This is a genomic window from Isoptericola sp. MSGPD8_1_ISO-PGPR-S23-394 (genome assembly GCF_058072785.1).
This window is the reverse complement of record NZ_CM176517.1, coordinates 2,689,647-2,702,087: the sequence shown is the minus strand read 5'-3', so window position 1 is coordinate 2,702,087 and position 12,441 is coordinate 2,689,647. Positions and strand designations below refer to the sequence as shown.

The 12,441-nt window shown below is 72.9% G+C and carries 10 protein-coding genes; 3 read left to right on the top strand and 7 right to left on the bottom strand.

Features of this window, described 5'->3' with window-relative positions:
- Nucleotides 1-5: 5 nt before the first annotated feature.
- Nucleotides 6-1,376: a Na+/H+ antiporter NhaA gene (nhaA, locus tag AC3RJ8_RS12465; RefSeq protein WP_489712926.1), complete on the bottom strand. Its 1,371-nt coding sequence runs from the start codon at nucleotides 1,374-1,376 to the stop codon at nucleotides 6-8.
- Between the two features lie 266 nt (nucleotides 1,377-1,642).
- Between nhaA and phoH2 the strand changes: the two genes are divergently transcribed.
- On the top strand, nucleotides 1,643-2,980 hold the full coding sequence (gene phoH2 / locus AC3RJ8_RS12460) for an RNA 5'-3' helicase PhoH2 (protein WP_489712925.1): 1,338 nt from the start codon (nucleotides 1,643-1,645) through the stop codon (nucleotides 2,978-2,980).
- Nucleotides 2,981-3,221: 241 nt separating this feature from the next.
- Here the strand turns inward: phoH2 and AC3RJ8_RS12455 are convergent, their stop codons facing one another.
- The 4 genes from AC3RJ8_RS12455 to AC3RJ8_RS12440 all read right to left on the bottom strand — a co-directional run bounded on the left by AC3RJ8_RS12455 (nucleotide 3,222) and on the right by AC3RJ8_RS12440 (nucleotide 6,597).
- Complete coding sequence (locus AC3RJ8_RS12455) at nucleotides 3,222-4,655, bottom strand: class II fumarate hydratase (protein WP_489712924.1); 1,434 nt, start codon at nucleotides 4,653-4,655, stop codon at nucleotides 3,222-3,224.
- A gap of 102 nt (nucleotides 4,656-4,757) precedes the next feature.
- Nucleotides 4,758-5,396, bottom strand: a complete 639-nt coding sequence (locus AC3RJ8_RS12450; protein ID WP_489712923.1) for a carbonic anhydrase — start codon at nucleotides 5,394-5,396, stop codon at nucleotides 4,758-4,760.
- Nucleotides 5,393-6,316 (bottom strand): carbohydrate kinase family protein, encoded by a 924-nt coding sequence (locus AC3RJ8_RS12445; protein ID WP_489712922.1) that lies wholly within the window; start codon nucleotides 6,314-6,316, stop codon nucleotides 5,393-5,395. Before AC3RJ8_RS12445 ends, AC3RJ8_RS12450 begins: the two co-directional genes overlap by 4 nt.
- Nucleotides 6,313-6,597 (bottom strand): exodeoxyribonuclease VII small subunit, encoded by a 285-nt coding sequence (locus tag AC3RJ8_RS12440; RefSeq protein ID WP_489715634.1) that lies wholly within the window; start codon nucleotides 6,595-6,597, stop codon nucleotides 6,313-6,315. The genes AC3RJ8_RS12445 and AC3RJ8_RS12440 overlap by 4 nt, the downstream gene beginning before the upstream one ends.
- 73 nt (nucleotides 6,598-6,670) lie before the next feature.
- On the opposite strand from AC3RJ8_RS12440, the gene AC3RJ8_RS12435 reads away from it, so the two are divergent.
- On the top strand, nucleotides 6,671-8,302 hold the full coding sequence (locus AC3RJ8_RS12435) for an ABC-F family ATP-binding cassette domain-containing protein (RefSeq protein ID WP_489712921.1): 1,632 nt from the start codon (nucleotides 6,671-6,673) through the stop codon (nucleotides 8,300-8,302).
- Nucleotides 8,303-8,324: 22 nt separating this feature from the next.
- On the opposite strand, the gene xseA is transcribed toward AC3RJ8_RS12435, so the two are convergent.
- The gene (xseA, locus tag AC3RJ8_RS12430; protein WP_407320857.1) at nucleotides 8,325-9,590 is read right to left on the bottom strand and encodes an exodeoxyribonuclease VII large subunit; all 1,266 of its coding nucleotides are present in this window, start codon (nucleotides 9,588-9,590) and stop codon (nucleotides 8,325-8,327) included.
- Nucleotides 9,591-9,685: 95 nt separating this feature from the next.
- Here xseA and AC3RJ8_RS12425 point away from each other — a divergent pair, with 95 nt between their 5' ends.
- Nucleotides 9,686-10,726, top strand: a complete 1,041-nt coding sequence (locus AC3RJ8_RS12425; RefSeq protein WP_489712920.1) for a 4-hydroxy-3-methylbut-2-enyl diphosphate reductase — start codon at nucleotides 9,686-9,688, stop codon at nucleotides 10,724-10,726.
- Between the two features lie 40 nt (nucleotides 10,727-10,766).
- Here AC3RJ8_RS12425 and AC3RJ8_RS12420 read toward each other — a convergent pair whose 3' ends face one another.
- Nucleotides 10,767-12,377: a DNA recombination protein RmuC gene (locus tag AC3RJ8_RS12420; protein WP_489712919.1), complete on the bottom strand. Its 1,611-nt coding sequence runs from the start codon at nucleotides 12,375-12,377 to the stop codon at nucleotides 10,767-10,769.
- Nucleotides 12,378-12,441 lie beyond the last annotated feature (64 nt).

Here is a 12,441-nt window from a genome sequence, read left to right as displayed (position 1 = left end):
GGAGCTCAGTGCTCCTTGCGGTCGTCCTCGTCGCCGATCACCGAGGTGACCTCGTCCGGCAGGTCGTCCCGGTTCATGTCGGGGCCACGTTCCTTCTTGGCGTCCCACCGCAGGGTCAGGGCACCGAGCGTCGCGGCGATGACCGACGCGATGAGGATAGCCGCCTTCGCGCCGAGGGTGTGCTCGGAGCCATGCCCGAACGACAGCTCCGCGATGAGCAGCGACACCGTGAAGCCGATGCCGGCGAGGAGCGCTACCGGCAGCAGGTCCCGCACGCCGATGCCCTGCGCCAGTCGCAACGGCGTCACCCGGGTCACGAGCCAGGTGGCGCCCAGGATGCCGATCAGCTTGCCGATCACCAGGCCGCCCACGATCGCCAGCACGATCGGCTGGCCGAGGATCTCGGCCGGCCCGCCGCCGTCGACGAGGTTGACCCCCGCGGAGAAGAAGGCGAAGAGCGGCAGCGCCAGACCCTGCGACCACGGCTTGATCGCGCGCTCGTAGTGGTGCGTGCGGGTCTCGGTCTCGCCGTGGATCGGACGGGCGGTCGCCGCGAAGCCCATGAGCACGCCCGCGATCGTGGCGTGCACGCCCGAGGCGTGCATGAAGGCCCAGGCGACGACGAACAGCGGGACGAGGAGCCACCACTTCGGCGACCGGGTGCGCATGTACCAGGCGAACACGGCGATCACGACGAGCGAGGCGCCGAGCCAGGCACCGTGGATCGCCTCGGTGTAGAACACCGCGATGATGATGATCGCGAGCAGGTCGTCCACGACGGCGAGGGTGAGCAGGAACGTGCGGATCGCCACCGGCAGGCCCTTGCCGAACACGGCGAGGACCGCGAGGGCGAAGGCGATGTCGGTGGCCGTCGGGATCGCCCAACCGTGCAGCGCGCTGGAGTCACCCAGGACGAGGATGGCGACGACGTAGAAGGCGGCGGGCACGACCATGCCGCCCACGGCGGCCAGCATCGGGACGCCGGCCTGCTTCGGGCTGCGCAGCGAGCCCGCGACGAACTCGTGCTTGAGCTCGAGGCCGACCGTGAAGAAGAAGATCGCCAGCAGCCCGTCGGCGGCCCAGGCGGCCAGCGAGAGGTCGAGGTGGATGTACACGTCTCCGAGGTAGGCCGGGCCGACGACGGTCTCGGTGAGCGTCGTGTACGCCTCCCGCCAGGGAGAGTTCGCGAAGATCAGCGCCACCACGGCGGCACCGATGAGAAGGGCGCCGCCGGTCGTCTCCCGCGAGAGGAAGCGTGACAGGCGGTGTCCGAAGGTCTGGGTGTCGACGTCGGTGCTCAGGGGAAGCTCCTGTTCGTTCGGGCGGGTTCGAGCCGGCGTCGCAGCCGGTACCGCCGACCAGTCTTCCCGGCTCACCTCGGCACAGCCTACCGGCCGCCGTGCCCGGGATGCCTGCGTGTGAACTCTCGATGACGAGTTCGCGACGCGCCGGTCCCGTGACGTCCGTCACGCCGACGGGGTCGTAGCGTGACGCTCAGGACGCACGCCCTGTGCGTTCCCGGGAGGCCATCTGATGGAGTGCTCGCTCCGTGCAGGAGGGCCGGCCCCGGCTCTGTCGCACGGTGTGCGCTCGGCCGGTCGCCCGCCCCGTCCACCGTCCCGCTCTGCGCGAGGAGCACATCGTGGCCACTGAGAACACCAGCACCGACCTGCGGACGTTCGTCGTCGACACGTCCGTCCTGCTGTCCGACCCGCGAGCCATCCACCGGTTCGCCGAGCACGACGTGGTGCTGCCCGTCGTCGTGGTGACCGAGCTGGAGGCCAAGCGCCACCATGCCGAGCTCGGCTACTTCGCCCGCAGCGCCCTGCGGGCGCTGGACGACCTGCGTATCCGGCACGGCCGCCTGGACGCCCCGATCCCCATCGGGAACGACGGCGGCACCCTGCGGGTCGAGCTGAACCACACGGACCCGGCGGTGCTGCCGGCCGGTTTCCGGCTCGGGGACAACGACACGCGCATCCTGTCGGTCGCCGCGAACCTGGCGGCCGAGGGGCGCGACGTCACCGTCGTCTCGAAGGACCTGCCGATGCGCGTCAAGGCCTCGGCCGTCGGTCTGCGGGCCGAGGAGTACCGCCACGAGCTCGCCGTCGACTCCGGCTGGACCGGCATGCGGGAGATCGCGATGGCGGACGACCAGGTCGCCGCGCTCTACGAGGGAGGGACGGTCGAGCTCGCCGCCCTGGACCCTCAGGTGGTGGAGGAGGCCGGCCCGTTGCTGTGCCACACCGGGCTGGTGATCCAGGGCTCCGCGGGGTCGGCGCTCGGCCGGGTCACCGCGGACAAGCAGGTCCGCCTGGTCCGCGGCGACCAGGACGTGTTCGGGGTGCACGGTCGGTCGGCGGAGCAGCGGATCGCCATCGACCTGCTGCTCGACCCGGACGTCGGCATCCTGTCGATGGGCGGCCGAGCGGGGACGGGCAAGTCTGCCCTGGCCCTGTGCGCCGGGCTCGAGGCGGTGCTGGAGCGGCGCCAGCACCGCAAGATCCTCGTGTTCCGACCGCTCTACGCCGTCGGCGGCCAGGAGCTCGGCTACCTGCCGGGCACCGAGTCGGAGAAGATGAACCCCTGGGCGCAGGCCGTGTTCGACACCCTCGGTGCCCTGGTCTCGCCCGAGGTGGTCGAGGAGGTCATCGACCGCGAGATGCTCGAGGTCCTGCCGCTGACCCACATCCGCGGGCGGTCGTTGCACGACGCGTTCGTCATCGTCGACGAGGCCCAGTCGCTGGAGCGCAACGTGCTGCTGACGGTGCTGTCGCGCGTCGGCCAGGGATCGCGCGTGGTGCTGACCCACGACGTCGCGCAGCGGGACAACCTGCGCGTGGGCCGGCACGACGGGGTCGCCGCGGTCATCGAGGCGATGAAGGGGCACCCGCTGTTCGCGCACGTCACGCTCACGCGTTCGGAGCGGTCGCCGGTGGCGGCGCTGGTCACGGAGATGCTGGAGTCCCTGGAGATCTGACCGCCGGCCGGGCCGGGCATGTCCGGGCCCGGCATGGCCGGGGAGGCGCGCCGGCCCAGGTGGAACCCCCCAGCCCCGCTCGCTCGGCGGCGCGCCTCCCGCGTGCCGCCGACAGTAGCAGGTGAGGTAAGGCTTACCAAAGCCCTCGTCCGCCCCCTGAGACGAAGCCCTGTGGGTGCACGACACGCCACTCTGCGATGCGTGTCAGTGGCGTGTCGTGCACCCACAGGGGAGTAGGGAGTCAGGCCTGCGGCGGGCGCGTCATCGAGAGCACGTCGAGCGCCTCGTCGAGCTGCTGCTCGCTGACCTCGCCGCGCTCGACGAACCCGAGTGCGACGACGGCCTCGCGGACGGTGATGCCGTCGGCCACCGCCTTCTTCGCCACCTTCGCCGCGGCCTCGTAGCCGATGACGCGGTTCAGCGGCGTGACGATCGACGGCGAGGACTCGGCGAACGCCCGTGCCCGCTCCTCGTTCGCCGTCAGACCCGCCACCGTCTTGTCCGCCAGGACCCGTGACGCGTTGGCGAGCAGCCGGATCGACTCCAGCACGCCCTGCGCGATCACCGGGATCTGCACGTTGAGCTCGAACGTGCCCGTCGCCCCCGCCCAGGCGACCGTCGCGTCGTTGCCGACCACGCGGGCGGCGACCATGAGCACGGCCTCCGGGATGACCGGGTTCACCTTGCCCGGCATGATCGACGAGCCGGGCTGCAGGTCGGGGATCGCGATCTCGCCCAGGCCGGTGTTGGGGCCGGACCCCATCCAGCGCAGGTCGTTGCAGATCTTGGTCACGGAGACCGCGACCGTGCGCAGCGCGCCGGAGAGCTCGACGAGCCCGTCCCGCGCCGACTGCGCCTCGAAGTGGTCGCGCGCCTCGGTGAGCGGCAAGCCCGTGTCCTCGCGCAGCAGTGCGATCACCCGCTGCGGGAACCCGGCGGGGGTGTTGATCCCGGTGCCGACGGCCGTGCCGCCCAGCGGCACCTCGGCGGCGCGGGGGAGCGCTGCCTCGAGCCGCTCGACGCCGTAGCGCACCGCGGCCGCGTACCCGCCGAACTCCTGGCCGAGCGTGACCGGCGTGGCGTCCATCAGGTGCGTGCGGCCCGACTTCACCACGCCGGCGAACTCCGCGGCCTTGGCCTCCAGCGCCGCTGCGAGGTGCTCCAGCGCGGGGACCAGGTCGCGCACGACGCCGGCCGTCGCGGCCACGTGCACCGAGGTGGGGAACACGTCGTTCGAGGACTGCGAGGCGTTGACGTGGTCGTTGGGGTGCACGTCGCGGCCCAGGGACGCGCTCGCCAGGGTGGCCAGCACCTCGTTGGTGTTCATGTTCGACGACGTCCCCGAGCCCGTCTGGAACACGTCCACGGGGAAGTGCTCGTCGAGCTCGCCCGACGCGACCCGGTCGGCCGCCGCGGCGATCGAGTCCGCCACGTCCTGCTCGAGCACGCCGAGCTCGGCGTTGGCCAGTGCCGCGGCCTTCTTCACCTGGGCGAGGGCCTGGATGTGCCCCCGCTCGAGCGGCGTGCCCGAGATCGGGAAGTTCTCCACCGCGCGCTGCGTCTGCGCGCGGTACAGGGCGTGGGCCGGCACGCGGACCTCGCCCATCGTGTCGTGCTCGATGCGGTACTCGGTCTCGGGCGCGTCGGCGCCGCCGGCGACGGTGTCGGAAGTCATGGATCTATCGTGCCGCACCCGTCGGGGCGTCGACGTGTGAGAGGTGTCACGCGGTGCGCGGGGTCCCGGGGACGGGCCCGGCGCACCGCGTGGCGCACCGGCTCAGCGCAGCGGCTCCTCGGCCACGTCGCCGGCGACCTCGACTAGCCGCGCCGACCCCTCGGCGAGGTCGTACTCGACGCCGACGATCGCCAACCGCCCCTCGGCGACCGCGGCGTCCAGCGCCCGGGAGTACCCGCGCAGCGTCTCGACCGTGTGACGCACGTGGGCCGTGCGCAGCCGGTCGGCGAACGGCGCGCCGTCCTCGTCCTCGGTGGACCCGTCCGGCAGGTCCGCGATCGAGGGGATCACCTTGTCCACCACCGAGCGCACGAATCCTGGCGGCTGCTCGCCCGTGCGCAGGGTGTGCGCCGTGGCGCCGACGGCGCCGCACGAGTCGTGACCGAGCACCACGACGAGCGGGGCGCCCAGCACCTCCACGCCGTACTCGATCGAGCCCAGCACGGTGGTGTCCACCACGTGGCCCGCCGTGCGGACCACGAAGACGTCGCCCAGACCCTGGTCGAAGATGATCTCGGCCGCGACCCGGGAGTCGGAGCAGCCGAACACCACCGTGTGCGGGTGCTGGGCGGACGTCAGCTCCGCCCGCCGGACCGACATCTGGGACCGCTCGGCGGGCTCGTCGCGGACGAAACGGTCGTTGCCGGCCCGCAACGTGGCCCAGGCTTCCTTCGGGGTCATGCTTCCTCCAGCTCGTCGGACCATGGCGGGTTCGCCCCCGCCCGGGACACGGTGACGGCGGCGACCGCGGAGCAGCGCTCCAGCAGCGCCTGGACGGTCGTCGGGTCGATGCCGCGCAGGGCCTCGCGGCGGTCCGCACCCAGCAGGTCGGCCGCCCACAGCCCGTCCAGCAGCGCACCCATGAACGAGTCGCCCGCGCCCACGGTGTCGACGACCGTGACCGCGCGCGATGCCACGTGCACCTCGCCCGAGCGCGTCACCGCCGTCGCGCCGTCACCGCCGAACGTCACCACGACGAGCGCCGCACCGAGGTCGTGGACCCAGCCGCGGGCCACGTCGAGCGGGGCCGTCCCGGCGGCCAGCCACTCCAGGTCCTCGTCGCTGACCTTCACGACGTCCGCGAGCCGCACGAGCGACTCCACGTGCGTGCGGGCCTGCGCCGGCTCGCCCATGAGGACCGGGCGGGCGTTCGGGTCGTAGGTGATCGTCGACGTCGACCGTGCCGCGTCGACCAGGGCCCGCACGTCCGAGGCGCCGGGTTCGAGCACCGCCGCGATCGACCCGGTGTGCACGGCCAGGGTCTCCGCGGTCGCCGCGGCCCCTGACGGGACTCGCCAGTCCAGGTCGAACTCGTAGGTCGCCGAGCCGGTCGCGTCGAGCGTGGCCCGGGCGACCGACGTGCGCTCGGCGCCGTCGCTGCCGGGCGTCGTCGTCACGTGGGACGCGGCGAGCCAGTCACGGACGGTGTCGCCGCGGGTGTCGCGTCCCAGCCACGTGGCCAGCCGGGCGTCCCGGCCGAGCCGTCCGAGGGTCAGGGCGACGTTGGCCAGCGAGCCGCCGGGGTGCTCGGCGACGGACCCGTCGGCCCGGCGCACGACGTCGACGAGCGCCTCGCCCACGGCCAGGACGTGCTGCGTCATGAGGTCTCCTCCGTGGTGGGGCTCGCGGCCGACTGCGCGGCGGCGAGACGCTCGCGGGCGCCGTCGAGCCATTCCTGGCAGCGGGCGGCGAGCGCCTCACCGCGCTCCCACAGGGCCAGGGAGGCCTCCAGCGGTTCGCCGCCGGCCTCGAGCCGTGCGACGACCTGGACGAGCTCGTCGCGGGCCTGTTCGTACGTCAGCGTCCCGACGTCGGGGACGCCGGACGGTGCGGAGAGATCTGCGTCGGTCACGGGGACCAGTGAACCGCACCGTACCCACATCGTGTCGAGCCGTCTCGCGCCCGGAGGCATATCTCGTTGCCCCGCGGTCGCCCGGCGGGGGAGGATCGGCGCCATGGGTCATCTCGAGGTGGCGCACGTCGAGTACGTGCTGCCGGACGGGCGCGCACTGCTCGACGACGTCTCCTTCCGCGTGGGGGAGGGGAGCGCGACGGCGCTCGTGGGACCGAACGGGGCCGGCAAGACGACGCTGCTGCGGCTGGTGACCGGCGAGCTGCGTCCCGACGCCGGGTCGGTCACGGTGAGCGGCGGCCTCGGCGTCATGCCGCAGTTCGTGGGGTCCGTGCGGGACGCGACCACCGTGCGTCAGCTGCTGGCGAGCGTCGCCCCGCCACGGGTCCGTGACGCCGCGCGAGCGGTCGAGGAGGCCGAGCTGGCCGTCATGGAGGTCAACGCCGGCACCGACGGGACGGCGGTGCAGATGCGGTACGCCCAGGCACTCGCCGACTGGGCCGAGGTCCAGGGCTACGAGGCGGAGACCCTGTGGGACGTGTGCACGACGGCGGCGCTCGGCGTGGAGTTCGAGCGCGCCCAGTGGCGCGAGGTGCGCACGCTGTCCGGCGGGGAGCAGAAGCGGCTGGTGCTCGAGGCGCTGCTGCGCGGGCCCGACGAGGTCCTGCTCCTGGACGAGCCCGACAACTACCTGGACGTGCCGGGCAAGCGGTGGCTGGAGGACCAGCTGCGGGCGACCCGCAAGACGGTGCTGTTCGTCTCCCACGACCGTGAGCTCCTGGCGCGCTCGGCGGACCGGATCGTCGCTCTCGAGCCGGGCCCCGCCGGGTCGGACGCGTGGGTGCACGGCGCGGGCTTCGCCACGTTCCACGAGGCGCGGCGCCAGCGGTTCGCACGGTTCGAGGAGCTGCGCCGGCGCTGGGAGGAGAAGCACGCCCAGCTCAAGAAGCTGGTCCTCACCCTGCGCCAGCAGGCGGCGAACAGCCCGGACATGGCCTCGCGCTACCGGGCGGCGCAGACCCGGCTGCGCAAGTTCGAGGAGGCCGGTCCGCCGCCCGAGCCTCCCCGCGAGCAGGACATCCGCATGCGGCTGCGCGGCGGCCGCACCGGCACGCGGGCGGTCATGTGCGAGGCGTTGGAGCTCGTCGGGCTCATGGAGCCCTTCGACCTGGAGGTCTTCTACGGCGAGCGGGTCGCGGTGCTCGGGTCCAACGGGTCGGGCAAGTCGCACTTCCTGCGCCTGCTGGCCGGGGACGACGTCGCCCACACGGGCAGCGCGCGCCTCGGCGCCCGGGTGGTGCCCGGCCACTTCGCGCAGACGCACGCCCACCCGGAGCTGGCGGGTCGCACGTTGCGCGACATCCTGTGGGAGGACCATGCGCAGGACCGCGGCAAGGCCATGGCAGCGTTGCGTCGCTACGAGCTGACGACGGCGGCCGAGCGGCCCTTCGACCGGCTCTCCGGCGGGCAGCAGGCGCGGTTCCAGATCCTGCAGCTGGAGCTGGGCGGATGCACGGCCCTGCTGCTGGACGAGCCCACGGACAACCTCGATCTCGAGAGCGCGGAGGCGCTGCAGGAGGGCCTCGAGGCGTTCGACGGCACGGTGCTCGCCGTGACGCACGACCGGTGGTTCGCCCGCGGGTTCGACCGCTTCCTGGTGTTCGGCGCGGACGGTGCCGTGCGCGAGACGCCGGAGCCCGTCTGGGACGAGGGCCGGGTCGAGCGGGTGCGCTGAAGCCCGGCGCCGCCGTCGTGCACTACGCCGGCGAGACGCCCGTCACCTCGGCGTCGAGGGCACCGGTGGCGAGCCGGACGCGGACCGCGTCACCCGCCGCGACCTCCGCGGCGTCCCGGACCACCGCACCGTCGCCGCGCTGGACGACGGCGTAGCCGCGGTCGAGCGTCGAGGCCGGCGACAGCGCCCGCACCTGTCCGGCGAGGCGGCCGATCTCGCCGGAGCCCTTGAGCAGGGCGGCGTCCAGGCAGTGGCGGGCGTGGCGCAGGTGCTGGGAGATCTCGGTCTCTCGGGCCTCGACCATGGTCAGCGGGCGGCGGAGCACGGGGCGTGAGCGGACGGCGTCGAGGCCGCGGCGCTCGCGGTCCAGCAGCGCCTCCACCGCCCCCCGCAGCCGGTGGCGGGACTGGGTCACCCGGTGCCGCTCCTCGGCGACGTCGGGCACGATCCGCTTGGCCGCGTCGGTCGGGGTGGAGGCCCGGTAGTCCGCCACGAGGTCCACCAGCGGGGTGTCGGTCTCGTGGCCGATCGCACTGACCAGGGGAGTGGTGCACGCTGCCGCGGCGCGGACGAGCGTCTCGTTGCTGAAGGGCAGCAGGTCCTCGACCGACCCGCCGCCGCGGGCGACGACGACGACCTCCACCTCGGGCCGGGCGTCCAGCTCGGCGACGGCCGCGCAGACCTCGCGCACCGCGTCGACGCCCTGCACCGCGACCTCGCGGATCTCGAAACGGACCTGCGGCCACCGCGCCCGGGCGTTGACGACCACGTCGTGCTCCGCCTTCGACTCGCGCCCGCACACCAGGCCGACGACGGCGGGCAGGAACGGCAGCGGCCGCTTGCGGTCGGCGTCGAAGAGACCCTCGGCGGCGAGGACCCGGCGCAGCTGCTCGATCCGGGCGAGCAGGTCCCCGACACCGACCTGCCGGATGGCGGAGGCGCGCAACGACATGCGCCCCGTCTTGACCCAGAACTCCGGCCTGGCCTGCACCACGACGTGCTGGCCGACCTCCGGCCTCGCGTCGAGCGCGTCGAACGCCCGGGTGAGCATGTGCACCGGCAGCGACGCCTCGACGTCCGTGTCGCGCAGGGTGACGAACTGCATCCCGGACGTGCGCCGGTAGGTGTGCTCGACCACCTGGCCCTCGACCCACACCGGGGACATCCGCGCGACATAGTCGCGGATCTTGGTCGACAGCAGACGCACGGGCCACGGCTGCTCCGCGGTCGTCTGCGCGGCTCGTTCGGGCAGGGGCCGGGGGGCTCCCGGTCCGGGGCTGGCGTCGATCACGCACCCCAGGATGCCGTACGCCGCCCACAGCGCATCGACGGTCGGTGCCGGGCCGTCACAGCGTCTCCACACCGGCCTCCTAGACTGGCCGGGTGACGACGACAGCTCCCGCCCCCGCCCGCACCTCGACCAAGCGCGTGCTGCTCGCCGCCCCCCGGGGCTACTGCGCCGGGGTGGACCGCGCCGTCGTCGCCGTGGAGAAGGCGCTCGACGCCTACGGCGCGCCCGTCTACGTGCGCAAGGAGATCGTGCACAACAAGCACGTGGTCGACACCCTGCGCGACCGGGGTGCGATCTTCGTCGAGGAGACCGACGAGGTCCCCGAGGGCGCCCGCCTGGTGTTCTCGGCGCACGGGGTCTCCCCGGCGGTGCGCGAGTCCGCCGCCGCGCGCAGCCTGGACACCATCGACGCGACCTGCCCGCTGGTGACCAAGGTTCACAAGGAGGCCGTGCGGTTCGCGAAGGACGACTACGACATCCTGCTGATCGGCCACGACGGTCACGAGGAGGTCGAGGGCACGGCCGGCGAGGCGCCCGACCACGTGCAGGTCGTCAACTCGCCCGACGAGGTCGGCAAGGTCGTGGTCCGTGACCCGGAGAAGGTCGTCTGGATCTCGCAGACGACGCTGTCCGTCGACGAGACGATGGAGACGGTGCGCCGGCTGCGCGAGAAGTTCCCCGAGATGCAGGACCCGCCGAGCGACGACATCTGCTACGCGACGCAGAACCGTCAGGTCGCCGTGAAGAAGCTCGCCCCCGAGTGCGACCTGGTGATCGTGGTCGGCTCGGCGAACTCCTCCAACTCGGTCCGGCTCGTGGAGGTCGCCCTGCAGGCGGGTGCCCGCTCGTCGTACCGTGTGGACCGCGCGACGGAGATCGACGACGCCTGGTTCGACGGCGTCACCACGGTCGGCGTGACGTCGGGCGCCTCCGTCCCGGAGATCCTCGTCGACGACGTCCTGCGCACGCTCGCCGACCGCGGGTACGGCGACGTCGAGGAGGTCCGGACGGCGACGGAGGACCTGATGTTCTCGCTGCCGCGCGAGCTGCGGGCGGGCCTCAAGGAGTCCGGCGGCCAGGACGACCGGCCGCGGCCGCAGAAGCGGCGCGAGCTGCCGATCCAGCCGGTCTGACCCGAGACGTCCTCGCCGGGTCAGCCGACGGCCGTCCGGATCAGCCGACGGCCGTGCCCGAGGCGTCGTCCTCGTCGTGCTCCGCCGACGCCCGCTCGAACGCGCGCCGGTCGGACTCGACCAGGTCCTCGACGGCTCGGTCCGTGCGCGAACCGTTCACGGACAGCGTGTCGATCGCCACGATCCCGCCGTCGTCGGCGGCCAGGAGCTCGGGCTTGGTGACGGGCCGGGTGGTCTCCTCGACGACCTTGAGCGGCTCGATCGTGTTCGTCGCGTCGACGACCTTCAGCTCGACCATGCGACGGGCCTGCGGGAGCACCCGGGTCTCCAGGGACCCGACGAACTCGTTGTACCGCTTGGTCGCCGTCGTCATGGACTGACCCAGCCGCGAGATCTTGTCCGTCATCGTGATGATGCGGCTGTAGAGCTCCTTGCCCACCTGGAGCACCTTCTGGGCGTCCTCGGCGATGGCCTCCTGCTGCCAGGCGTAGCCGACCGTGCGCAGCATCGCGATGAGCGTCATCGGGGTGGCGACCAGCACGTTCTTGCGGGCGGCGGCCTCGAGCAGGTCAGGCCGGCGCTCGACCGCCGCGGCCAGGATCGGCTCGGCGGGGACGAACAGCACGACGAACTCCGGGGCGGCGTCGAACTGCGACCAGTAGGCCTTCGCCGACAGCACGTCGACGTGCTTGAGCAGGTCCTTGGCGTGGGCGTCGAGCTGCTTGTCCACCTCGTCGCGCTCCGTGGCGGACTGGGCCTTGAGGTAGGCGCTGAGCGGCACCTTGGAGTCGACGACGATCTTCTTGCCGCCGGCGAGGTTGACCACCAGGTCCGGGACGAGAGCGTCGCCCTCGGCGCTCGTGACGTGCACCTGGACGTCGAAGTCGACGTGGTCCAGCATCCCCGCGGCCTCGACGACGCGCTTGAGCTGCAGCTCGCCCCACACGCCGCGCGTCTGGTTCGACCGCAGGGCCGCGACGAGGTCGGTGGTGCCGGTGCGCAGCTCGGTGTTGACGGCCTCGAGGTGGCGCAGCTGCTCGGTCAGCGTGCTCTGCCCCTGGCTGCGCGCCCGCTCGGCCTCGTCGACGCGCTGGTTCACCTTGTCGAGCGTCTTGCTCATGGGGTCCAGCAGCGCGCGGAACGCCTGCTCGCGCTGGGCGAGCGTCTCGTCGTTCTTGACGGTGCTCGCCGAGAGCTTCTGCTCCGCCAGGTCGAGGAACTGCTTGCTGGACGACTGCAGGGCCTCGCCGGCGAGCGCGCGGAACCGCTGCGCCATCTCCTCCTGGTCGCCCTTGGCCTCCGTGACCTGCCGCTCGAGGTCCGCGCGGACCTGCTGCAGGAACCGGTCGGCCTGCTCACGGGTCTCGGCGACCCGGCGGTCCGCCTCCTGGCGGGCCCGCTCGAGCTCGGTGGCGTACTGGGCACGTTCCGCCTCGAGCCGCCGCTGCGACTCGGCCGCGGTGGCCTCCAGCCGGTCTCGCAGCTCGGCGACGTCGCGCCGCGAGGCGTCGAGGTCTCCGCGCGCCCGCACCAGCTCGAACTCCTCGGAACGACGCGCACCGGCGGCGCGGGTCGCGTGCCAGAGCCAGCCGACGAGCACCCCCACGACGAGGGTCCCGAGAGCGATCAGCAGTGCGGTCGTCGTCTCCATGCACGTCAGGCTGTCACGAGGGTCCGACAACGCGCGCCCGACGCTCCGTCGTCGGCCAGGATCT